Origin of the sequence: Paracoccus alcaliphilus, assembly GCF_028553725.1 — a bacterium.
Lineage (GTDB): Bacteria > Pseudomonadota > Alphaproteobacteria > Rhodobacterales > Rhodobacteraceae > Paracoccus > Paracoccus alcaliphilus.
In genome coordinates this window covers 155280-177894 of sequence record NZ_CP067126.1, presented here as the reverse complement: position 1 = coordinate 177894, position 22615 = coordinate 155280, and the positions used below count along the sequence as shown (strand labels likewise).

The 22615-nt window shown below is 64.9% G+C and carries 20 protein-coding genes; 18 read left to right on the top strand and 2 right to left on the bottom strand.

The window, feature by feature from the left end:
* Positions 1-63 precede the first annotated feature (63 nt).
* From cofG to selA, 16 genes are all read left to right on the top strand, one after another.
* A complete protein-coding gene (gene cofG, locus JHW40_RS21180) occupies positions 64-1203 on the top strand; it encodes a 7,8-didemethyl-8-hydroxy-5-deazariboflavin synthase CofG (RefSeq protein WP_090611451.1) in 1140 nt (379 codons plus the stop codon).
* Complete coding sequence (gene cofH / locus JHW40_RS21175; RefSeq protein WP_090611450.1) at positions 1200-2447, top strand: 5-amino-6-(D-ribitylamino)uracil--L-tyrosine 4-hydroxyphenyl transferase CofH; 1248 nt, start codon at positions 1200-1202, stop codon at positions 2445-2447. Before cofG ends, cofH begins: the two co-directional genes overlap by 4 nt.
* Positions 2444-3379: a 2-phospho-L-lactate transferase gene (locus JHW40_RS21170; RefSeq protein ID WP_090611449.1), complete on the top strand. Its 936-nt coding sequence runs from the start codon at positions 2444-2446 to the stop codon at positions 3377-3379. The genes cofH and JHW40_RS21170 overlap by 4 nt, the downstream gene beginning before the upstream one ends.
* Complete coding sequence (cofC, locus tag JHW40_RS21165; RefSeq protein ID WP_090611448.1) at positions 3376-4014, top strand: 2-phospho-L-lactate guanylyltransferase; 639 nt, start codon at positions 3376-3378, stop codon at positions 4012-4014. Before JHW40_RS21170 ends, cofC begins: the two co-directional genes overlap by 4 nt.
* Positions 4011-4793: a coenzyme F420-0:L-glutamate ligase gene (gene cofE, locus JHW40_RS21160; RefSeq protein WP_090611447.1), complete on the top strand. Its 783-nt coding sequence runs from the start codon at positions 4011-4013 to the stop codon at positions 4791-4793. The genes cofC and cofE overlap by 4 nt, the downstream gene beginning before the upstream one ends.
* The gene (gene npdG / locus JHW40_RS21155; RefSeq protein WP_090611446.1) at positions 4790-5458 is read left to right on the top strand and encodes an NADPH-dependent F420 reductase; all 669 of its coding nucleotides are present in this window, start codon (positions 4790-4792) and stop codon (positions 5456-5458) included. Before cofE ends, npdG begins: the two co-directional genes overlap by 4 nt.
* A 31-nt stretch (positions 5459-5489) precedes the next feature.
* Complete coding sequence (locus tag JHW40_RS21150; RefSeq protein WP_090611445.1) at positions 5490-6491, top strand: TIGR03842 family LLM class F420-dependent oxidoreductase; 1002 nt, start codon at positions 5490-5492, stop codon at positions 6489-6491.
* 193 nt (positions 6492-6684) lie between these two features.
* The gene (locus JHW40_RS21145; RefSeq protein ID WP_090611444.1) at positions 6685-7701 is read left to right on the top strand and encodes an ABC transporter substrate-binding protein; all 1017 of its coding nucleotides are present in this window, start codon (positions 6685-6687) and stop codon (positions 7699-7701) included.
* Positions 7702-7730: 29 nt separating this feature from the next.
* The gene (locus tag JHW40_RS21140; protein ID WP_090611443.1) at positions 7731-8519 is read left to right on the top strand and encodes an ABC transporter ATP-binding protein; all 789 of its coding nucleotides are present in this window, start codon (positions 7731-7733) and stop codon (positions 8517-8519) included.
* Positions 8519-9283 carry an ABC transporter permease gene (locus JHW40_RS21135; protein WP_090611442.1) on the top strand — a complete coding sequence of 255 codons (765 nt, stop codon included), beginning with the start codon at positions 8519-8521 and terminating at the stop codon, positions 9281-9283. The genes JHW40_RS21140 and JHW40_RS21135 overlap by 1 nt, the downstream gene beginning before the upstream one ends.
* Positions 9280-9936 (top strand): adenosylcobinamide amidohydrolase, encoded by a 657-nt coding sequence (locus JHW40_RS21130; RefSeq protein ID WP_419182486.1) that lies wholly within the window; start codon positions 9280-9282, stop codon positions 9934-9936. The genes JHW40_RS21135 and JHW40_RS21130 overlap by 4 nt, the downstream gene beginning before the upstream one ends.
* Positions 9937-10171: 235 nt before the next feature.
* Positions 10172-13252: a formate dehydrogenase-N subunit alpha gene (gene fdnG / locus JHW40_RS21125; RefSeq protein WP_090611441.1), complete on the top strand. Its 3081-nt coding sequence runs from the start codon at positions 10172-10174 to the stop codon at positions 13250-13252.
* Complete coding sequence (gene fdxH / locus JHW40_RS21120) at positions 13249-14232, top strand: formate dehydrogenase subunit beta (protein ID WP_090611440.1); 984 nt, start codon at positions 13249-13251, stop codon at positions 14230-14232. Before fdnG ends, fdxH begins: the two co-directional genes overlap by 4 nt.
* Positions 14232-14942: a formate dehydrogenase subunit gamma gene (locus JHW40_RS21115; RefSeq protein ID WP_090611439.1), complete on the top strand. Its 711-nt coding sequence runs from the start codon at positions 14232-14234 to the stop codon at positions 14940-14942. Before fdxH ends, JHW40_RS21115 begins: the two co-directional genes overlap by 1 nt.
* A 98-nt stretch (positions 14943-15040) precedes the next feature.
* Positions 15041-15952: a formate dehydrogenase accessory protein FdhE gene (gene fdhE, locus JHW40_RS21110; protein WP_090611438.1), complete on the top strand. Its 912-nt coding sequence runs from the start codon at positions 15041-15043 to the stop codon at positions 15950-15952.
* On the top strand, positions 15952-17328 hold the full coding sequence (gene selA, locus JHW40_RS21105; protein ID WP_090611437.1) for an L-seryl-tRNA(Sec) selenium transferase: 1377 nt from the start codon (positions 15952-15954) through the stop codon (positions 17326-17328). Before fdhE ends, selA begins: the two co-directional genes overlap by 1 nt.
* Here selA and JHW40_RS21100 read toward each other — a convergent pair.
* Entirely contained in the window at positions 17295-18980 is a 1686-nt protein-coding gene (locus JHW40_RS21100; RefSeq protein WP_090611436.1) for a thiamine pyrophosphate-dependent enzyme, read from the bottom strand. The genes selA and JHW40_RS21100 overlap by 34 nt on opposite strands.
* A gap of 134 nt (positions 18981-19114) precedes the next feature.
* On the opposite strand from JHW40_RS21100, the gene JHW40_RS21095 reads away from it, so the two are divergent.
* Positions 19115-19939, top strand: coding sequence for a glycosyltransferase family 2 protein (locus tag JHW40_RS21095; RefSeq protein ID WP_244519154.1), 825 nt, complete (start codon positions 19115-19117; stop codon positions 19937-19939).
* Here JHW40_RS21095 and JHW40_RS21090 read toward each other — a convergent pair.
* Positions 19936-20922 carry a bile acid:sodium symporter family protein gene (locus tag JHW40_RS21090; RefSeq protein ID WP_090611435.1) on the bottom strand — a complete coding sequence of 329 codons (987 nt, stop codon included), beginning with the start codon at positions 20920-20922 and terminating at the stop codon, positions 19936-19938. The two genes, JHW40_RS21095 and JHW40_RS21090, sit on opposite strands and share 4 nt — an antisense overlap.
* Before the next feature lie 510 nt (positions 20923-21432).
* On the opposite strand from JHW40_RS21090, the gene JHW40_RS21085 reads away from it, so the two are divergent.
* Entirely contained in the window at positions 21433-22602 is a 1170-nt protein-coding gene (locus JHW40_RS21085; protein ID WP_090611433.1) for a nucleotide sugar dehydrogenase, read from the top strand.
* Positions 22603-22615: the final 13 nt, after the last annotated feature.

The following is a 22615-nucleotide window of genomic DNA, read 5'->3' as shown; positions in this document are numbered from 1 at the left end:
ATAAAATTATGTTTGACAGATTCGCAGCACAGGGCGCAGTCTTTCCAACAGGGAGAGAGGACCATGAACATGCCGATGCCGGACGCCGACAGTCCGCGTATCCTGCCGCAGCATCTGGATGACCTGCTGGGCGAAGCGGCGCGGATCCGCGACACGCATTGGGGTCGCACCGTCACCTATTCGCGCAAGGTCTTCGTGCCGCTGACGAATATGTGCCGCGACACCTGCGGTTACTGCACCTTCGTCAAGGACCCGGGTTCGCCGCAGGCCAATATCATGACCCCCGATCAGGTGCTGGCCAGCGCCCGGCGGGGCGAGGCCGAGGGTTGCAAGGAACTGCTGTTCAGTCTTGGCGAAAAGCCCGAACTGCGCCACGAAGCCGCGCGGGCCGGGCTGGCGCGGCTGGGTTACACGCGCATGACCGCCTATCTGCGCGACATGTGCGCGCTGGTGCTGAACGAGACCTCGCTGCTGCCGCATGTGAACGCGGGCACGCTGACCGACGCGGAACTGGAAGAGTTGCGCCCGGTCGCGGCCTCGATGGGGATGATGCTGGAAACCGTCAGCCGCCGCCTGATGCGCAAGGGCGGGCCACATCACGCCTGCCCCGACAAGGTGCCGCTGCAACGGCTGCGCACGCTGGACCGCGCCGGGCTGCGGCGGGTGCCCTTCACCACCGGCCTGCTGATCGGCATCGGCGAGACATGGGCCGAACGGCTGGAGGCCCTGCATGCCATCGACGCCGCCCACCGCCGCCACGGCCATATCCAAGAGGTCATCATCCAGAACTTCCAGCGCAAGCCCGATATCGCGATGGCGAACCACCCCGAGCCATCGCTGGAGGACATGCTGCGCACCATCGCCGCCGCGCGGATCATCCTGTCGCCCGATATCAGCCTTCAGGCGCCCCCGAACCTGTCGGCGCGCCACATCGCCTATCTGGGCGCGGGGATCAATGACTGGGGCGGGATTTCCCCGGTCACCATCGACTTCATCAACCCGCAGCATGAATGGCCCGAAATCCGTACGCTGGCGGCATCCTGCGCCGAAGCGGGGTTCGAGCTGCGCGAAAGGCTGACGGTCTATCCGCGCTTCATGCAGGGCGGCGATTTCATAAGCCCGCCGGTGCTGGCCCGCGTCTCGGCGCTTGCCGGAGCCGAAGGGCTGGCCCGCGACCAACGCCATATCGGAGAGGTGCAATGACCCTGCCAACGGGCGATCTGTCGGAACTGCGCCACGCCAGCCCCCCGGTCCGCGCGATCCTCGAAAAGGTCCTGTCGGGGGGCGAGGTTTCGGAAGCCGAGGGCGTCATCCTGTTTCAGGCCGAGGGCGCCGACAAGCCCGCCCTCTATGCCAGCGCCGACGAGATGCGCCGCCGCGCCAATGGCGACAGGGTCAGCTTCGTGGTGAACCGCAATATCAACTTTACCAACATCTGCTATATGGGCTGCCGCTTTTGCGGTTTCGCCAAGCGGGCCGAGGAAACCGGCGCCGAATGGCTGAGCCTTGAGCAGATCACCGCCCGCGCCCAGCAGGCCTGGGACCGGGGCGCGACCGAGGTCTGCATTCAGGGCGGGCTGCATCCAAAGATGGAGGGCGATCATTACCGCCGCATCATCACCGCGATCAAGGACGCCCTGCCCGACATGCATATCCACGCCTTCTCGCCCTTCGAGATCTGGTATGGCGCGACCAAATCCCGGCGCGGCTATCACGATTTTCTGGCCGAGTTGAAGGCGGCGGGTCTGGGCTCGATGCCCGGCACGGCGGCGGAAATTCTGGATACCGAGGTGCGCCAACAACTGACCAAGAACAAGCTGTCCGCCGAGGTCTGGGTCGAAATCATCCGCGCCGCGCATGAGGTCGGCATCCCGACCACCGCCACCATCATGTACGGCCATATCGACGGGCCTGAACATTGGGCCGCGCATATCGCGCTGCTGCGGCGGATCCAGAAGGACACCGGCGGATTCACCGAACTGGTGCCGCTGTCCTTCGTGCATACGGAATCACCGCTTTATACGCAGGCCCCCGACCGCGTGCGCCCCGGCCCGACCGAGGACGAGGTGGACCGGATGCACGCCGTCAGCCGTCTGATGCTGGCGGGCTGGATCGACAATATTCAGGTGTCGTGGACGAAACTGGGCGCGGCCCGGGCGCAGCAGATGCTGCATCGCGGCGTCAACGATCTGGGCGGCACGCTGATGAATGAAAGCATTTCCCGCGCCGCAGGGGCCAGCCACGGGCAGGAAATTACCGCGCATGAACTGGTGCGGATGATCCGTGCCGCCGGACGGGTGCCGGTGCGGCGCAATACGGTCTATGACATCCGCGAGGTCTATGACGATCACGACCCGGCGGCACTTGCCCCTCTGGTCGCGCGTGGCGGTCGCGACCCGCTGGATTTCCTGGAAATGTTTCCCCGGCGCATCGAGGCCGCGGAATGACCCGCGTCACCCTGCTGGCCGGTGGCGTCGGCGGCGCCAAGATGGCCGAGGGGCTGGCCGCCCTGCCCGATGTCACGCTGACGGTGATCGGCAATATCGCCGATGACGACGAATTTCACGGGCTGTGGGTCTCGCCCGATATCGATACGCTGACCTACAGTCTTGCCGGGCTGATCGACCGCAGTCAGGGCTGGGGCGTCGCCGACGAGGGCCACCGCGCGCTGGAGGTGCTGTTCCGGCTGGGGCAGGATTGCTGGATGTCGCTTGGCGACCGCGATTTCGGGCTGCATATCTGGCGCACCATGCGGCGCGGGCGCGGCGACCGGCCCAGCCTGATCGCGCAGGATGCGGCCCGGGCGCTGGGGGTCGGCCCGCGCATCGTCCTGCCGACCGATGACCGGGTGCAGACGCGGGTGCGCGCCGATGCCGGCTGGCTGAGCTTTCAGGAATATTTCGTGCGCGAGAAATGCGCTCCCGAAATCCGCGAGCTGCGTTTCGACGGCATCGACAGCGCCCGCCCCACGCCCGAGGCTCTGGCCGCGATCACCGGGGCCGATCTGCTGGTGCTGGCGCCCTCGAACCCACTGGTCAGCATCGCGCCGATCCTTGGCATCAACGGCATCACCGAGGCCTTCCGGGCCGCGAAGGCGCCGAAACTGGCCGTCAGCCCCTTCATCGCGGGCAAGGTCGTCAAGGGTCCGGCGGATCGGATGATGGCGGCGCTGGGAATGCGGGCGGATGCGCTGGGGGTGGCGGAACGCTATGCCGGGCTGATCGACCTGCTGGTGATCGATGCTCAGGACGCGGACCTGCGCGACCCCATCACGGCACTGGGGATGCGGGCCGAATGCCGCCCGATCCTGATGCGTGATCAGGCCGACAAGCAGCGGCTGGCGGGCGAGTTGCTCGAACTGGCGCAGGTGACGGCATGAGCGCGCGTCTGGTCGTGGTGCCGATGAAGGACCCGGCGCGGGCCAAGACCCGGCTGGGCGCGGTGCTGCCCCCCGCGCGGCGGGCACGGCTGGCCAGCCTGCTGTTCACGCGCGTGCTGCACCGGCTGCAAAGGGCGCAGGCCGATGCCACCCACCCTTTCGAGATCGCCACCGTCACCGCCAGCCCGGCGATCGCGGAGCTGGCGCACGGGCTTGGCGTCCGGGTGATTCCCGAGGGCGCAACCGGCGGCCTGAACGGTGCCATCCGGCAGGCAGCCGGATGGGCCGTGCTGCGTGGCCATCACGGCATGGCGGTGCTGCCCGGCGATCTGGCCGCGCCGACGCAACGGGATCTGCTGGCGCTGCTGGACCGTCCGGCCGACCCCGACCGGGTGGTGATCTGCGCATCCGCCGATGGCGGCACCAATGCGCTGCTGCTGCCGCTGCCTGCGCGGATGGATTTCCACTATGGCCCCGGCTCTTTCATGGCCCATTGCGCGGCGGCGCGAGCGGCGGGGCTGGATCCGGAGACCCCGGCGCTGGCCAGCCTGCGGCACGATATCGACCGGCAAGAGGACCTGTCCGCCCTGCTGACCCACCCCCTACGCGCCACATTGGCCGAGGTGCGGCCATGACACCGCCCGCGCCCGTCAGCCTGACCGCGATCCCCGGCATCCCCGACATCCAGCCGGGCGACGATCTGGCAACGATCCTTGCCACGGCGCTGGAGGGCGCGGGGCTGGCGCTGGCCGATGGCGATATCCTGTGTGTGGCGCAGAAGGTCGTCTCGAAGGCCGAGGGCTGCCTGATCCCCTATGACAGCGTGACGCCCTCGGACCGGGCCCTGCAACTGGCGCAGGAACTGAACAAGGATCCCCGCAAGGTCGAGGTCGTTCTGCGCGAAACCCGCCGCATCCTGCGGGCATGGCGCGCGCCCGGCGCGCCAGAGGGCGTGATGATCTGCGAACACCGGCTGGGCTTCATCTCGGCCAATGCCGGGGTGGATGAATCGAACCTTGGCCAGCGGGATGCCGCGCTGACCCTGCCCGCCGATCCCGACGCAAGCTGCCGCAGGCTGGCCGATGCGCTGGCCGCCCACTTTGGCGCAAGGATCGGGGTGGTGATGACCGACACGTTCGGGCGGCCGTGGCGCATGGGTCAGGTGAATGTCGCCATCGGGCTGGCCGGGGTTCCCGCGACCATCCGCGAACAGGGTAACCACGACGCATGGGGCCGCCCGTTGCAGGTCACCGAACCCGCGCTGGCGGACGAGATCGCCGCCGCATCCGGGCTGGTGGTGCGCAAGAATGCCCGCACGCCTCTGGTGCTGCTGCGCGGGCTGGACTGGCGCCCGGATCCGGCCAGCCGCGCCACCGACATCATCCGCAAACAGCAAGAGGATCAGTTCAGATGACCATTGCCATCATCGGCGGCACCGGCCCGCAGGGACAGGGGCTTGCGCTGCGCTTTGCCATCGCGGGCGTGCCGGTCGCGCTGGGATCGCGCGAAGGTGCGCGGGCGGCTGACATCGCCGCCGAATTGACCGCAAGGCTGCCCGACGGCGCGGCGGTGATTACCGGGCATGACAATGTCGCGGCGATCAGGGCGGCGGATGAGATGGTCATCCTTGCCGTGCCCTTCGCCGCCCATGAGGCCACGTTGCGGGCGCTGAAACCGCATCTGGCAGGCAAGGTGCTGGTCGATATCGTGGTGCCGCTGTCGCCCGGCGATCCGAAAAAGGTCTCGATGCCGCCCGAAGGGTCCGCGACCGAGGCCGCGCAGGCGTTGCTGGGTGACGATATCCCGGTGGTGGGGGCGCTGCACAATGTCTCGGCCAGAACGCTGGGGACGCTGGACCAGCCGATCAATTGCGACATTCTGGTCTGCGGCAACGATCTTGAGGCGCGGCGCAAGACGATGGCGCTGATCCGAAGGCTGGGGGTCGAGGCCTATAACGCAGGCGACGCGCAGGCCGCCCGCTGTATCGAGGCGATCACGCCGATCCTGATCCGCATCAACATCTCGAAAGAGGTGCCCTTCAGCCATGCGGGAATCCGCATCTGGGCCCCCGAACACTGACGGAAAAACGATGACAGGGAGAGTTAGAGAAATGGAATTTGCAATCTGTTTCAAGGGCTTCGTCGAACCGAACCGGGCAAGGGCCCTGGTGCGGCAGGCGGAAAACGCGGGCTTTGCCTATTGCTGGTTCTATGACAGCCATATCCTGTGGCGCGAAAGCTATGCCGCGATGGCGATGTGCATGGAACACACCACGAAGATGCGCTTCGGCCCCTGCGTGACCAACCCCAATACCCGCGAATGGTCTCATGCGGCGTCGCTGTTCGGCTCGCTGGCCAAGCAGTCGGGCGGGCGTTTCGATATCGGTCTGGGCCGGGGCGACAGCGCCGTGCGGGTCATGGGCCGCAAGCCCGCCCCGCTGGCCCGGCTGGAGGAATTCGCCCATGTCGTCAAGGCGCTGGTCCGGGGCGAGGCGGTGCAATATGGCGAAACGCCCGAGCCGGTGCAGTTCCCCTGGGCCGATGGCTATGAACTGCCGGTCTGGGTCGCGGCCTATGGGCCGAAGGCGCTGTCCTCGGCCGGGCGGGTGGGCGACGGGCTGATCCTTCAGATCGCCGAGCCCTCGATCGTGAAATGGCTGGCGGACGAGGCGAAGAAGGCGGGCACCGAGGCCGGGCGCGACATGTCGAACTATCGCGTCATGTCGGCCGCCCCCGCCCATACCGGCCCGATGGACGAGGCGCTGGAAAAGACCCGCTGGTTCCCGGCGATGGTGGGCAACCATGTCGCCGATATCGTCGAGAAATACGGCGCCGATACCGACAGGGTTCCGGCCAGCCTGACCAGCTATATCGAGAACCGGCGCGGCTACGATTATTCCAAGCATGGGCAAAGCGATAACCCCTATCTGGACTTCATCACCGACGATATCGTCCAAAGCTTCTGCGTCCTTGGCACGCCCGAACAGCATGTCGAGAAGATCCGCGAATTGCAGGCGGCGGGCACGACGCAGTTCAACATCTATCTGGACAGCGGCGACGAGGAAAAGATCATCGCCGATTACGCCGAAAAGGTGATCCCCGCCTTTCGCTGACACCACCGGCCCGGCCATGCGGGATGCCGCATGGCCGATACGACGATGATGCGCATTTTCTGGACACAAGGCGCAAGGATCGTGCAAGACTGGTAGCCGATTCACTTTTGCCCGGCTTTTCAGCCGCTTGCCCTTCACCAGCCGACGACTGTCTGGCAAATGATGTGCAAGACAGACGAACAGGAGCTTCGCCATGCCCGTTTCCGCCCTTCGCGGACTGACCGCAGCCACGTTTCTGGCCCTGACCGCATCGGCGGCAGCCGCCCAGACCCCGATGGCCTTTACCCTCGACTGGAAGTTCGAAGGCCCCGCCGCCCCCTATACGCTGGCCATCGAACAGGGCTTTTACGCCGAAGAGGGCCTGACGGTCGAGATCAGCGAGGGCAACGGTTCGCTGGATGCGATCCCGAAGGTGGCGACGGGGGCGTTCCCGGTCGGGTTCACCGATGTCAGTTCGCTGATGAAGTTTCTGGACCAGAACCCCGATGCGCCGGTGACGGCGGTGATGATGATCTATGACAAGCCGCCCTTCGCCGTGGTCGGACGCAAATCGCTGGGGATCGAGGAACCGAAGGACCTTGAGGGCAAGGTGCTGGGCGCCCCGCCGCCCGATGGCGCCTGGGCGCAATTCCCGATCTTTGCCGCCGAACAGGGGCTGGACATGGACCAGATCACCATCGACCCGGTGGGTTTCCCCGTGCGCGAACCGATGCTGGCCGAGGGCAAGGTGGCGGCGGTCACGGGCTTTTCCTATACCTCGTCGCTGTCCACCGAACGGTTGGGCGTGCCTGCCGATGATCTGACCGTGCTGCTGATGGCCGATTACGGGGTCGAGCTTTACGGCAATGCGATCATCGTCAATACCGATTTCGCCGAGGCCAACCCCGAGGCCGTGACCGGCTTCATCCGCGCGACCGCAAGGGGCTGGAAAGAAGCCATCGCCGATCCCGAAGCCGCCATCGCCACGCTGGCCTCGCGCAACCCTGCCTCGGACAGCGCGCTGGAACAGCGCCGCCTGATGCTGTCGGTCGAGGGCAATGTGCTGACCGATTACGTCCGCGAACATGGCATGGGCAATATCGACCCCGAGCGTTTCGCCCGATCCATCGAGCAGACCAAGACCGTCTATGACTTCCAGTCCGAACCCGACGCCGCCCGCTTCTTCGACGCCTCTTATCTGCCCGATGACGGCAGCCTGATGATCGAGTGACAGGCAAGGCAGCGGGCGGACCCGGACGGATGCAGGATCTGATCGAAATCAAGGGCGTCAGCCACGCCTATCAAACGCGACAGGGGCCGTTGCCGGTGCTGGACGGGCTGGATATCTCGATCCCCAAGGGAGAGTTCTGCGCCGTCGTCGGCCCCTCGGGCTGCGGCAAATCCACCCTGACGCGGCTGATCTCGGGGCTGATGAAGCCCGCCAGCGGCGAGGTCTGGCTGGAGGGGCAGAAGGTGACCAGCCCGCGCAAGACCGTGGGCATGGCGTTCCAGAACCCGGTCCTGCTGGAATGGCGCACGATCATCGACAACGTGACCCTGCCGCTGGAAATCGTCGCGCCAAAGACGACCAGGGCGCAGGCGCACGACCGGGCCATGCATCTGCTGGACATGGTCGGGCTGAACGGATTCGAGAACAAGCGCCCGTCCGAGTTGTCGGGCGGGATGCGCCAGCGCGCCAGCCTGTGCCGCGCCATCGTCCACAAACCCAGCGTGCTGATCATGGACGAACCCTTCGGTGCGCTGGACAATTTCACCCGCGAGGATCTGTGGCAGACGATGCGCGACCTGCGCGCCGCCGAAAGTTTCACCTGCGTGCTGATCACCCACGACCTGCGCGAAAGCGTCTTTCTGGGCGATCAGGTGGTGGTGCTGTCGGGCCGCCCTGCCCACACGCAATTTGTGCTGAATGTCGATCTGCCCGCCGATCGCAGCATCGACATCCTCTATGAGCCGAAGGCGGTCGAGATGCTGCATGTGCTGCGCGATCAGATCCGTATCGCGCAGGGCCGCGACGGCGAGGTGCATTGATGGAAAGTTTTCAGAAGATCGCCGTTCCGCTGGCGGCCATCGCCGTCTTTCTGGCGCTGTGGGAGTTCGTCGTCTGGATCAATGGCTGGCCGACCTACAAGATGGCGGCGCCGTCCGATCTGCCCGCCGCCTTCTGGAAGTTCCGCACCATGTTCATCGACATGGGCTGGCAGACGCTGTGGCGCACGGTTCTGGGCCTTGGCCTTGCGGTGATCTTCGGCACCGCCCTTGGCATGGTCATGGGCTTTTCCCGCATCGCGCGCGAGGGGCTGTATCCGCTGCTGGTCGGCTTCAACGCCATCCCCAAGGCGACGCTGGTGCCGGTGATCGCGCTGATTTTCATTGGCCAGCACGACCTGAACACGGTGCTGATGGCCTTCATGATCTCGTTCTTTCCCATCGCCGTGTCGGTCGGCATCGGCCTGTCCACGCTGGAGCCCGAATATCGCGACATCCTTGCGGCGCTGGGGGCGTCAAAGCTGACCATCTTCCGCAAGATCGCCCTGCCCAAGACCCTGCCAGAATTTTTCGGCGCGCTGAAGGTTTCGGTCACCTTGGCCTTCATCGGCACCAATCTGGTCGAAATCGTCTCTCCGCATGGGCGCGGCCTTGGCGCGTTGTTCCTGTCGGGACAGATCAACAGCGACTATCCCCTGATGTTCGCGGTCCTGATCGCGCTCGCCTTTCTGGGGATCGTCCTCTACTACGCCGTGGTCGCGCTGGAGCGGATCTTTGCGGGCTGGGCCGAGCGCGCCCCGAATTGACCGACGCGCCGTCATGGCGGACCTGCGATCCGTGGCTGATCGTCGATCTGGGGCGGATGCGGCGGGTGCTGTCCTTCGCGCCGCACCGGCCGGGGCTGGTCGATGCCCGGCATCTGCTGTGGCGTCAGGTGCGTGATGCCGATCTGACGCCGGGGTTTGACGCCTGCGACTGGCTGGCGGCAGAACTTTCGCGGATCGGACATGCCGGTGACGTGGCGATGATGACCTCGCGCGACCTTGGCCATCTGCAACAGGCGCGGGTCGGCGCGGTCACCTGTCTGGCGACGGTCGGGCTGGGCAATGCCGAGCGGGTCGGCCATCACCGCGACACCCCGCGCAAGGGCTGGGGCACGATCAATCTTGCGTTGCTGATCGAGGACGGCCTGACCGACGCCGCCATGATCGAGGCCCTGACCATCGCCGCCGAGGCACGAACGGCGGCGATCCTCGATTGCGGGCTGCGGATCGGCAGCGGTTTTGCGACCGGAACCGGCACCGATTGCATCGCGCTGGCCTGCGATTCCGGCCCGAAAACCTTTGCCGGAAAGCATACCCGATTGGGGCGCGATCTGGGGCGCGCGACCTATGACGCGGTGCATCGGGGCGCACAGGCATGGATCGGGGTTCACGGCAACCGGCTGAATGATGCCTGATCCGTGCAGCCAATTGCGCGCAAACCCTTGCCATGATGCGACTTTGCATCACAGCCCGTCAGAATCACCAGAATTCCGACCAATTGTTCAAATTCAACACTTGCTTGGACATGCAGTGGCATACACGGATAAGTTACGGAAAAAAAACGATCTGCCTGCTTGATCCTTGACTTATGCCCAAGGAAAGGGCGACGATAGTCTTACCCATCTTGACGACAGGTACGAAGGAGGTCCCATGAATATCGACCTTTCGCGCCGCGGATTTCTGCGGCTTGCGGGGGCGGGGGCGGCGGCGACCACGCTTGGAGCCATGGGCTTCGGGCAGGCAGAGGCTCAGGTGGCTGCGCATGTGCGCAGCTTCAAACTGGCCACCACCACCGAAACCCGCAACATCTGCACTTACTGCTCGGTCGCCTGTGGGATCATCATGTATTCCAATGGCGATCTGAACGCCGGCGAGAAGGCAGAGTTGATCCACATCGAAGGCGATGCCGACCACCCGACCAACCGTGGCACGCTTTGCCCCAAGGGCTCTGCGCTGAAAAGCTATGTCAACGCGGAAACCCGGCTGACGCATCCGCGCTATCGCGCGCCGGGTTCGGACCGGTTCGAGGAAATCTCGTGGGATGAGGCGTTCGACAAGATCGCCCGCGCCATCAAGGACGACCGCGATGCCAACCTGATCGAGACGGATGACAAGGGCACGCCCGTCAACCGTCTGACCACGACCGGTTTTCTGGCCGCATCGGCCACCACCAATGAAACCGCATGGGCGACCTGGAAAGTGGTCCGCTCGCTCGGGATCGTAGGATTCGACAACCAGGCGCGCGTCTGACACGGCCCCACGGTGTCCAGTTTGGGCCCGACATTTGGCCGTGGAGCGATGACGAACTCCTGGACCGATATCAAGAATACCGACCTCGTTGTCATCATGGGCGGCAACGCTGCTGAAGCGCATCCCTGCGGCTTCAAATGGGTGACAGAGGCCAAGCACCATCGCGGTGCCAAACTGATCGTCGTGGACCCGCGCTTCAACCGCTCGGCTTCCGTGTCGGATTACTATGCCCCGATCCGCCCCGGTACGGACATCGCCTTCCTGATGGGGGTGATCCGCTGGTGCATCGAGAACGACAAGGTGCAGTGGGACTATGTCCGCAACTATACCAATGTCGGCTATCTGGTGCGTGCGGATTTCGGCTGGCAGGACGGCATGTTCACCGGCTATGACGAAGAAACCCGCAGCTATGACCAGACCAGTTGGGAATACGAGTTGGGCGATGACGGCTATGTCGTCAACGACGAGACCTTGCAGCATCCGCGCTGCGTCTGGCAGTTGCTCAAGGCGCATGTCGATGTCTATACGCCCGAATTCGTCGAGAATGTCTGCGGAACGCCGAAGGATCGTTTCCTGAAGATCTGCGAGATGATCGGCGAATGCTCGACGCCCACCAAGACCATGACCTCGATGTATGCGCTTGGCTGGACACAGCATTCCAAGGGGTCGCAGAACATCCGCGGCATGGCGATGTTGCAGCTGTTGCTGGGCAATATCGGCGTTCCGGGCGGCGGCATGAACGCACTGCGCGGGCATTCGAACATTCAGGGTCTGACCGATGTCGGCCTGATGTCGAACCTTGCGCCGGGCTATCTGGCCATGCCACGCGAGAACGAGGTCGATTTCGAGACCTATATGTCCACCCGTGGCAACCAGCCGCTGCGGCCCAACCAGATGAGCTACTGGCAGAACTATAACAAGTTCATGGTCAGTTTCCTCAAGACGCTGTGGGGCGATAATGCCACGGCCGAAAACGGCTGGGGCTATGACTGGCTGCCCAAGCTGGACATCGCGGAATATGACGGCCTGCGCATGTTCGACATGATGTCGAAGGGCGAGGTGAACGTCTATTTCTGTCAGGGTTTCAACCCGATCCTCGCCTTCCCCAACCGGGGCAAGCTGACCGAGGCCTTCTCGAAGCTGAAGCTGCTGGTGGTGATGGACCCGCTGGAGACCGAAACCGCGTCGTTCTGGGAAAATCACGGCATCCACAACGATGTGGATACCGCCTCGATCCAGACCGAGGTGCTGGAGCTGCCTACCACCTGCTTTGCCGAGGACGAAGGCGCCACGGTGAACTCGGGCCGGTGGCTGCAATGGCACTGGGCGGGGGTGACACCTCCGGGCAGCGCCAAGACCGATATCGCCATCATGGCGAATATCTATCAGCGCGTGCGCAAGCTTTATGAGGAAGAGGGCGGCAAGGCACCCGAGCAGGTTCTGAACCTGGACTGGAGCTATGAGGACCCGCTGCATCCCAGCCCGGCAGAACTGGCGATGGAGCTGAACGGGCGGGCGCTGGTCGATGTCTTCGACCCCGAGGAACCCGGCAAGAAGATCCTCGAAGCCGGCCAGCAATTGTCTGGCTTCGGCGAGATGCGCGACGATGGCACCACCACCGGCGCCTGCTGGATCTATACCGGTTGCTGGACCAAGGATGGCAACATGATGGCGCGTCGCGACAACAGCGACCCGTCGGGCATGGGCACCTATCTGAACTGGTCCTTCTCTTGGCCCGCGAACCGCCGCGTGCTGTATAACCGGGCCTCTTGCGATATCGACGGCAAGCCCTGGGATCCCAGCCGGACGCTGATCGAATGGGATGGCGAACGCTGGGTCGGCAACGACGTGCCCGACATCGCCGTCACCGCCAATCCACGCGAGGTCGGGCCGTTCATCATGAACCCCGAGGGCACCAGCCGGTTCTTCTCGCGGCGTCTCATGCGGGACGGGCCTTTCCCGACCCATATGGAGCCGTTTGAAAGCCCGGTGGCCAATCCGCTTAACCCCGGCATGCGCGGCAACCCCGTTGCCCGGATGTTCGAAGGTGACGTGGCGCAGCTGGGCACCAGTGACGAATTCCCCTTCGTCGCGACGTCCTATCGCCTGACCGAGCATTTCCACTATTGGACCAAGCACAACGTCACCAATGCGGTGACGCAGCCCGAGTTCTTCGTGGAAATCAGCGAGGAACTGGCCGCCGAACGGGGCATCCGCAAGGGTGGCCGGGTGCGCGTCTGGTCCAAGCGCGGTCAGATCTGGGCCAAGGCGGTCGTCACCCGGCGGATCCGTCCGCTGGCCTGTGACGGCAAGCAGGTCCATGTCGTGGGGATACCGATCCACTGGGGCTTCAAGGGCGCCGCGCGCAAGGGCTTCGGCCCGAATACGCTGGGGCCGTTCGTGGGTGATGCCAATATCAACACCCCCGAATTCAAGGCCTTCCTTGTGAATATCGAACCCGCAGAGGAGCCGGTGGCATGACCAACACAGCCGACTTCCCCACCACCGCCGTCGCGAACCCTCCGGTTCAGCCGATGGAGGCCAATTTCGGGGCGCGCGATGTCATGCGCGTCTCGGCCACAACCACCCAACCCACGCCGGATCGCGAGTTGACCAAGCTGGCCAAACTGATCGATGTGTCCAAATGCATCGGCTGCAAGGCCTGCCAGACCGCTTGTGTCGAGTGGAACGACACCCATCCCGCGATCGAGGAGAATGTCGGGGTCTATGACAACCCGCATGATCTGACGCCCGAGATGTACACGCTGATGCGGTTCACCGAATATGAAAACCCGGTGACCAACGATCTGGAATGGCTGATCCGCAAGGACGGCTGCATGCATTGCGAGGATCCGGGCTGCCTGAAGGCCTGCCCGGCCCCCGGCGCGATCGTGCAGTACACCAACGGCATCGTCGATTTCATCTCGGACAACTGCATCGGCTGTGGCTATTGCGTGAAGGGCTGCCCCTTCGACATCCCGCGCATCTCGAAGACCGCGCATGTGTCGAAGAAATGCACGCTCTGCTCGGACCGCGTCGCCGTGGGTCAGGGGCCGGCCTGCGCCAAGGCCTGTCCCACGCAGGCCATCGTCTTCGGCACCAAGGAGGACATGATCACCCATGCCGAAGGCCGCATCGCCGATCTGAAATCGCGCGGCTATGACAATGCCGGGCTTTACGATCCCGAAGGCGTCGGCGGCACGCATGTGATGTATGTGCTGCACCATGCCGACCAGCCCTCGCTTTATGCCGGATTGCCGGATGATCCGCGGATATCTCCGCTGGTCGAAGGCTGGAAGGGCCCGGCCAAGACTGTCGGTCTGGCAGCGGCCGGTCTGGCGGCGGCGGGCGCGGTGCTGCATGGCCTGTTGGCACGCGCCAACGAGGTCAGTGCCGAAGAAGAGCATGAGGCCGAGGAACTGGTCGAAGCGTCCGACCACGATGACGAGAGGGGGGCGTGATGGCTGTCAAACGTGTCTATTCCGCCCCCGGCGACAGGATCGAGGCCAAACACCCGGTGCTGGTGAACCGCTATCGCGGCTTTACCCGCGCCAATCACTGGCTGACGGCGATCTGCATGATCCTGTTGCTGATCTCGGGCTTTGCCTTCTTTCACCCGTCGCTTTACTGGATGACGGGGCTGTTCGGCGGCGGGCAGAACGCCCGCTGGATGCACCCGATCATCGGTCTGGTGCTGGTCGTCAGCTTCATCGGCCTGTTCATCCAGATGTGGCGGCTGAACCTGCCCGCCCGCGAGGATGTGGAATGGAGCCGCAAGATCGGCGATGTCATTCAGGCGCGCGAGGAAAACCTGCCCGAGCTTGGCAAATACAATGCCGGTCAGAAAATGGTGTTCTGGGGCATGACCTTCCTGATCCTGACCATGATCCTCAGCGGGATCGTGATTTGGGAACAATATATCTATCTGTGGGAAGGTTACGCGCCCTTCTTCGCCTCGATTCCGGTGCGCCGGGTGGCGGTGGTGATCCATGCGATGGCGGCGGTGGGGTCGATCCTGATCTTCATCATCCACGTCTATGCGGCGATCTGGACCCGTGGCACCATCCGCGCCATGACCCGTGGCACGGTGACCGGCGGCTGGGCCTTCCGTCACCACCGCAAATGGCTGCGTGAACTGGCTGGACGCGGGACCGACCGGCCGTCAGAATAGGCGTGACCACACTGACAACAGACGGCCGGACCCTTCGCCCCCGCGTCGGGTCCGGTCTGCATTGAATGAACCGGCCTGCCCACGCCGATGAGGATTGAATGACCGATAATCTGCAACCCGACCCCTCGATGATCGGCGGTGTCCCGCAGGCGCCGCTGGCCTTTCTGCCCGACCCGGTCAAGCTGTTCCAGACCCGCGCCAAGCGCTTTGCCTTTCTGGCCGAAACCAGCGAACTGGCGCCCTACCTGCGCTTTCTGGCCGATATGTCGCGGCTTCAGGCGCGTCTGGCGGTGACGCTGCCGCCGGTTGCCCCGTTGCCCGACGCACGCCGCGATCAGGCCCGCGCCGCCAATATGCCGCCGATCGACCGCCGGGCGATGCTGCACGACGCGGCCCTTGCCGATACGCTGGCCGCGCTGACCGAGGCCGCGCTGGAGCTGGAGATGCCCGACGAGGCGCGGCTGGCCCTGAACGCGGTGCGCGCCGCCGATGACGCCGACCGGCAATGGCTGCTGGAAAACATCCTGTCCGACACCATCCCCGAAGACAGCCCCGCGCCGCATCTGTTCGTGGCCTGCGCGGTGCAGGTGCATATGGCCCGGCTGGCCGCGACGCTGGATGCCGAGCGGCTGGTGCCGGTGGGGGTGGGCACCTGTCCGACCTGCGGCGGACGGCCCGTCACCTCGTCCGTCATGGGCGCGCAGGGGATCGAGAATATCCGCTATGCCACCTGCGCCTGCTGCAATACGCAGTGGAACGAGGTGCGGGTGAAATGCCTGTGCTGCGGCTCGACCAGGGGCATGACCTATCGTTCGGCTGAAACCACCGACGCGACCGTCAAGGCCGAGGTCTGCAAGGAATGCAAGTCCTGGGTCAAGATCTTCTATCAGGTTCGCAATGCCAGTCTGGAACCCGTGGCCGATGATGTCGGCAGTCTGGGGCTGGACATTCTGATGAAAGAGACCGAATTCAGAAAGGGTGGCTTCAACCCGTTTCTCGCAGGTTATTGATGGATGGTTTTCGCGCGCTTCCCTCGGTCGATCAGTTTCTGCTGACGGATGCCGGGCAGGCATTGACCGCGCAGCATGGCCGCACCGCCACGCTGCTGGCGCTGCGGGCCCGGCTGGACGCCGCGCGGGCCGAGATCGCCGCCGGGGCGGATGGCGCGGATGTCGCCGCCGGGATCGCGGCGGCGGTGGCGGCGGATCTGGACGCCGCCAGCCGCTCCGGGCTGCGGCCGGTGCTGAACCTGACGGGCACGGTGCTGCATACCAATCTGGGCCGCGCGATTCTGGCCGAACAGGCGATCCGCGCCGCCAGCACTGCCATGGCCCATCCGCTGGCGCTGGAATTCGATCTGGATGGCGGCGCGCGCGGCCAGCGCGACGACCATCTGCGCGGGTTGCTGTGCGAGTTGACCGGGGCCGAGGACGCCACCATCGTCAACAACAACGCCGCCGCCGTGCTGATCGCGCTGAATACGCTGGGTCAGGACCGCGAGGCCATCGTGTCGCGCGGCGAGCTGATCGAGATCGGCGGCGCCTTCCGCATGCCCGACATCATGTCCCGCGCCGGAACAAAACTGGTCGAGGTCGGCACCACCAACCGCACCCATCCGCGCGACTACGAGGCCGCGATCACGCCCGAAACAGGGGTGATCCTCAAGGTCCATACCTCGAATTACCGCATCGAGGGCTTCACCGCCGAGGTCCCTGCCCCGCGCCTGTCCGAAATCGCCCGCAAGGCCGGGGTGCCGCTGCTGAACGATCTGGGCGCGGGATCTCTGCTGGACCTGTCGCGCATCGGGCTGCGGCGCGAACCGACCGTGGCCGAGGCGGTGGCCGAGGGCGCCGATCTGGTCACGTTTTCGGGCGACAAGCTGCTGGGCGGCCCTCAGGCGGGTTTCGTCGTCGGCCGCAAGGACCTGATCGCGCGGATCAACAAGAACCCGCTGAAACGCGCCATCCGGCTGGACAAGATCCGCATCGCGGCATTGGAGGCCACGCTGCGCCTCTATCGCGATCCCGACACGCTGCTGGAACGGCTGCCGACCTTGCGCATGCTGTCGCGCCCGCAAGCCGATATCGTCGCGCAGGCAGCGCGGTTGCAGCCGCAGGTGGCGCGGATCGTCGCGGAATGGGGCTTTGACGCCGCCATCTGCGATTGCGCCAGCCAGATCGGCTCGGGCGCGTTGCCGGTCGATACCATTCCCAGCGCCGGGCTGCGGCTGACCGGCACCGGCGGCGATGCGCCCGACCGGTTGTCTGCCCGGCTGCGCGCCGCGCCGGTTCCCGTCATCGGCCATATCCGTGACGGGGCGCTGATCCTCGATCTGCGCTGTCTGACCAGCGATCAGGCGCTGCTGGAGGCGCTGTCCGCCGCGTGATGCGCCGCCATCGCCGCTTCTCGCATCTGGGTGAGGGTCTGGCGCGGCGTCAGCGCCTCGGCCGAGATATTCAGGTCCAGCACCGCGCCGGTGGGTGAGGCCAGCGCGCGGGCGAAGGCGGCGGCAAAATCGCCGGTCTGCCCGACCCGTTCGGCGTAAAAGCCATAGGCGCGGGCCAGCATGGTGAAATCGGGGTTCTGCATCGTCGTGCCCGAGACGCGACCGGGATAATTGCGTTCCTGATGGGCGCGGATCGTGCCATAGATGCCGTTGTTCAGGACCAGCACGATGGGCTGCGCGCCCGCCTGCATGGCGGTGCCAAGTTCCTGACAGGTCATCTGGAAATCACCATCCCCGGCAAAGCAGACCACGACGCGATCCGGCGACTCCAGCCGGGCGGCGATGGCCGCGGGCAGGCCATAGCCCATCGCGCCCGATTGCGGCGCCAGCAGCCGCGCATTGCGCCCGAAGGCAAAGAACTTGTTAGGCCAGATCGCGAAATTCCCGGCACCATTGGTGATGATCGCATCCCCGGGCAGGGTGTCGCGCAGATGGGCCATGACCGCCGCCATATCGACGGGCGAGGGCTGGGCGGGGGCGGTCAGGCTGTCCTGAAAATCACGACGAGCCTTCGCGCGCCAGGCGCCCCAATCGCCGCTGACGGGGGTCAATGCGGCGGCAAAGGCGTTCGGCCCGGCATGTATCCCCAGCGCGGGGCGATAGATCTTGCCGATCTCGCGGTCCGAGCCGTGGACATGGATCAGCGCCGAAGCCGGGACCGGCACATCCAGCAGGCCATAACCATCCGTCGTCATCTCTCCGAAACGGACATTGACGGCAAGGATCACGTCCGCATCCCGGATCAGCGCCTTGACATGCGGCGGCATGCCCACCCCGGCCTCGCCCGCATAGACGGACGAGTGATTGTCGAACCGGTCCTGATACCGGAAGGCGACGATGGCCGGAATATCGCTGGCCTCGGCAAAGGATTGCAGGGCCGCGCGGCCCTCATCGCTCCAGTTGCAGCCGCCCAGCAGGATCAGCGGACGCGCCGCGCCGGCCAGCATCTCGCGCGCCTGCGCCAGTGTTGCAGCATCCGGGGCCGGTTCCGCGATAAGGGCGGGACCGGGCAGCGGCGACCGGTCGGTCCGGCTGGTCAGCATATCCTCGGGCAGCGCGACCACGACCGGACCGGGGCGGCCCGTTGTCGCGGTGATCCATGCGCGGGACAGGATTTCGGGGATGCGATCAACATCGTCGATCTCAACCGCCCATTTTGCCATGCTGCCGAAAACGGCGCGATAGTCGATTTCCTGAAACGCTTCGCGCCCCTTCATATCCGTGCCGACCTGCCCCACGAACAGGATCATCGGCGCGGAATCCTGCATGGCGGTATGCACCCCGATCGAGGCATTGGTGACCCCCGGCCCCCGCGTCACGAAGCACAGCCCCGGCTGACCGGTCAGCTTGCCATGCGCCGCCGCCATGAATGCCGCGCCGCCCTCGTTCCGGCACAGCACGAAATCCAGCCGGTCCTGCACATCGTAAAGCGCATCCAGCACCGCCAGATAGCTTTCGCCCGGCACTCCGAACCCACGCCGCGCCCCCAGCGCCACAAGGCTGTCCACCAGCAGCTGTCCGCCGTTTCGCATCGCCTGATCCTCCTGTCCGGCTTTTTCCAAGGCGTGACACGCAAATGATGTGCCTTCAACCCCGCCGTCGCGACGCGGTTGACCCATTTCGCCCCGCACCGCATAACCCCCTTGATCGCAACAAGGAAACCGCCGTGCTCAGCGTCATCATTCCCGCCCATAACGAGGAGGGCTGGATCGGCCCCTGCCTTGATCACCTGCTGCAAGAGCCTGCCCCCGACGCAGGGGCCGAGGTGGTCGTGGTTGCCAATGGCTGCACCGATCGGACGGTGGAACTGACGCAGACGCGGGCCGGGCAGGCAGAGGCGCAGGGCTGGGGATTTCAGGTGCTGGACCTGCCCGGGCTGGGCAAACCCGGCGCTCTGAATGCCGGGGACCGGGCAGCTTCGGGCGATATGCGACTGTATCTGGACGCGGATGTCCGCATCGGCCCCGGCGTCATCGCCGGGCTGGTGCGGGCGTTGTCCGGGTCGCAGCCGCGCTATGCCAGCGCCCGGCCACGCATCGCCGCGGCACGATCGGGCCTGACCCGGCATTATGCGCGGTTCTGGCAGCAGTTGCCTTTCGCGCAAAGCCCGGCGCCGGGTTTCGGTCTGTTCGCGGTCAACGCAACGGGGCGGGCACGCTGGGACGAGTTTCCGCGGCTGATCTCGGACGATACCTTCGTGCGGCTGCTGTTTCGTCCCGGGGAACGGATCGAGGTTAAGGGCAGTTATGAATGGCCGATGGTCGAGGGGTTCTCCGCATTGGTCCGGGTGCGGCGCAGGCAGGATGCCGGTGTGGCCGAGATCAATCGGCTGCATCCCGACCTGATCGCGAATGAGGCCAAGCCCCGGTTGACCAAAGGCGCCCTGATCGGGATGGCGCTGCGCGATCCCGTGGGCTTTGCGACCTATGTGGCGGTGTCGCTGGCGGTTCGTGCAAAACCGGCGGACGGGCAATGGACGCGGGGCCGCTAGGCCGCGTTCCGCCGTGCCACCTGCTGAGAACGCACCATTTTCTGAGAGATCGCCGAACACAGCAGCAATTGCGTCATGTGATAGATCATGATCGGCAAGATGATCGCGCTGACCTGGGCTGCGGGAAACAGCGCCATCGCGATGGGCAACCCGCTGGCAAGGCTTTTGGTCGCACCGCAGAACAACAGCGCCGAGCGGTCCGCCTCGGACAGCCCGGCCAGACGTCCCGACAGCCGCATGATCGCCACGACCATCAGCAGGAACAGCAGCACGATGGCAAAGGTAATCGCCAGACTGGTCGCGGGAATCGTTGACCAGACGCCCGCCATGGTGCCCGCACTGAAGGCCGCAAAGACGATCAGCAGGATCGAGCCGCGATCCACCACCATGCTGATCATCCGGTGACGGTTGATCGGCCCCGCGATCCAGCGCCGCATCAACTGGCCCAGAATGAAGGGCAGCAGGATCTGCACGCCAATCTTCTCGATGGCCTCCAGCGTGACCCCTGCCCCCTCGATCTGGATCAGCCGGGTGACCAGCAGCGGCGTCAGCACCACCCCCAGAATATTCGACAGCGAAGCCGCGCAGATCGCCCCCGCGACATTGCCCCCGGCGATCGAGGTGAAGGCGATCGAGCTTTGCACCGTCGAGGGCAGCACCGCCAGAAACATCAGCCCCATGGACATTTCCGGCCCCAGCACCCGACCGAACACCGCAATCAGTGCCAACCCCAGCAACGGAAACAGCAGATAGGTCGCGCCAAAGGTCATCCCCTGCAGGCGCCAGTTCAGCAGCCCCGCCCTGACGGCCAGCGGATCCAGCTTGCCACCATAGAGGAAAAACAGCAGCGCCACCGCCCCATAGGTGACATGGCCCAGAATCTCGGCCCCGATACCGCGCGCGGGCAACAGCACACCCAAAACCGCCGTCACTAGCAGCAGGATCATATAGCCGTCGATCCCCAATCGTCTGAATGCGTTCATCGGTTCGTCCGCCTGTGCCCGGCGTGTCCCTGCCGTAACTCCGCCCGCAACGCAAGTGCAGGAAACAGTCAACCACAAGGGTTCCGGTTCGAAATCCATTGATCGCCAAAGCCGGAAGCTGACGGCTGCGGCGAGAACGATGGCCGAGGCGCTACGATCTTTCTTCGTAAACCGAGGGGCATGCTATCGCAAAGATGCCGTGCCCGCCGATATCGATAGGCGAATTTCGCGGCGGCGCGGGTTTCGGGCCATACCCTGATCCGGCAGACGCGTTTCATCCGCTGTGACCGCAGCCAGTGGGACCGCCAGATCGTCGATAAATACCTGCGCGACAACGGGCTGCGGGTTCAGAAATGGCTGGATCCGGACGGGCTGAAACTGCGCAAGACGCTGCTGGAAAAGGGGTGACACGGGGTCTGCGAACATCCGGGCATGGGAAGTTTCTTGAACCTGACGCGACTGTATGGTTCAGGGGCTATCGACGCGACCCCATTTCGAGCAGGAGCTTACATGACGATCATCGCGGTTGCAGGGCTTGGCTATGTCGGGCTGTCGAATGCGGTCTTGCTGGCGCAGTCGCACGAGGTGCGGGCGCTGGACATCGATGCGCACAGGGCGACGCAGGTCAATGCCCGGACATCGCCCATCGAGGATACCGAGATCTCGGAGTTTCTGGCGGGGAAGGATCTGATCCTGACGGCCACGACCGACCCCGCGACGGCTTTGGCCGGGGCGGAATTCGTCGTTATCGCCACGCCCACGAATTATAATCCCAGCAGCAACCGTTTCGACACCTCGACGGTCGAGGCAGTGATCGGCGATGCCCGCCGCCTTGCCCCCGAAGCCACCATCGTTGTCAAATCCACCGTGCCGGTCGGCTTTGTGACCCGGATGCGGGCCGAGACGGGGTATGACGGCATCATCTTCTCGCCCGAGTTCCTGCGCGAGGGGCGCGCACTTCATGACAACCTCTATCCCTCGCGGATCGTGGTCGGCGATCACAGCCCCGCTGCGCGGAGATTTGCCGATCTGATGGTCGAGGGGGCGATCCGCAAGGACATGCCCGTGCTGCTGACCGGCCCGGTCGAGGCCGAGGCGATCAAGCTGTTTTCCAACACCTATCTGGCGCTGCGGGTGGCCTATTTCAACGAACTGGACACCTATGCCCTGCGCAATGATCTGAACACCCGCGAGATCATCGACGGCGTCGGCCTGGACCCGCGGATCGGGGATCACTACAACAATCCCAGTTTCGGCTATGGCGGCTATTGCCTGCCCAAGGACACCAGGCAATTGCTGGCCAATTACGAGGATGTGCCGCAAAACCTGATCTCGGCCATCGTGCAGTCGAACACCACCCGCAAGGACTTCATCGCCGAGCAGATCCTGTCGCGAAAGCCCTCGGTGGTGGGCGTGTACCGACTGGTGATGAAGGCCGGGTCGGACAATTTCCGGGACAGTTCCATTCAGGGGATCATGAAGCGGATCAAGGCCAAGGGCATCGAGGTGATCGTCTATGAGCCGATGTTGCAGGAGGACCTGTTTTTCAACAGCCGGGTGCTGCGCGATCTGGACGCCTTCAAGGTCGAGGCCGACCTGATCATTGCCAACCGCCGCGCCGACGCACTGGTTGACGTCGCCGACAAAGTCTATACTCGCGACCTGTTTGGTGTCGATTGAGACCATAAGCGAA

Coding starts and splice junctions, on each gene's coding strand:
- JHW40_RS21150 (WP_090611445.1), top strand. CDS start 5,490: ATGGAATTTGCAATCTGTTTCAAGGGCTTCGTCGAACCGAACCGGGCA.
- JHW40_RS21135 (WP_090611442.1), top strand. CDS start 8,519: ATGGAAAGTTTTCAGAAGATCGCCGTTCCGCTGGCGGCCATCGCCGTC.
- JHW40_RS21145 (WP_090611444.1), top strand. CDS start 6,685: ATGCCCGTTTCCGCCCTTCGCGGACTGACCGCAGCCACGTTTCTGGCC.
- selA (WP_090611437.1), top strand. CDS start 15,952: ATGGATGGTTTTCGCGCGCTTCCCTCGGTCGATCAGTTTCTGCTGACG.
- JHW40_RS21090 (WP_090611435.1), bottom strand. CDS start 20,922: ATGAACGCATTCAGACGATTGGGGATCGACGGCTATATGATCCTGCTG.
- cofC (WP_090611448.1), top strand. CDS start 3,376: ATGAGCGCGCGTCTGGTCGTGGTGCCGATGAAGGACCCGGCGCGGGCC.
- JHW40_RS21115 (WP_090611439.1), top strand. CDS start 14,232: ATGGCTGTCAAACGTGTCTATTCCGCCCCCGGCGACAGGATCGAGGCC.
- fdhE (WP_090611438.1), top strand. CDS start 15,041: ATGACCGATAATCTGCAACCCGACCCCTCGATGATCGGCGGTGTCCCG.
- JHW40_RS21170 (WP_090611449.1), top strand. CDS start 2,444: ATGACCCGCGTCACCCTGCTGGCCGGTGGCGTCGGCGGCGCCAAGATG.
- cofG (WP_090611451.1), top strand. CDS start 64: ATGAACATGCCGATGCCGGACGCCGACAGTCCGCGTATCCTGCCGCAG.
- cofE (WP_090611447.1), top strand. CDS start 4,011: ATGACACCGCCCGCGCCCGTCAGCCTGACCGCGATCCCCGGCATCCCC.
- cofH (WP_090611450.1), top strand. CDS start 1,200: ATGACCCTGCCAACGGGCGATCTGTCGGAACTGCGCCACGCCAGCCCC.
- JHW40_RS21140 (WP_090611443.1), top strand. CDS start 7,731: ATGCAGGATCTGATCGAAATCAAGGGCGTCAGCCACGCCTATCAAACG.
- npdG (WP_090611446.1), top strand. CDS start 4,790: ATGACCATTGCCATCATCGGCGGCACCGGCCCGCAGGGACAGGGGCTT.
- JHW40_RS21085 (WP_090611433.1), top strand. CDS start 21,433: ATGACGATCATCGCGGTTGCAGGGCTTGGCTATGTCGGGCTGTCGAAT.
- JHW40_RS21100 (WP_090611436.1), bottom strand. CDS start 18,980: ATGCGAAACGGCGGACAGCTGCTGGTGGACAGCCTTGTGGCGCTGGGG.
- fdxH (WP_090611440.1), top strand. CDS start 13,249: ATGACCAACACAGCCGACTTCCCCACCACCGCCGTCGCGAACCCTCCG.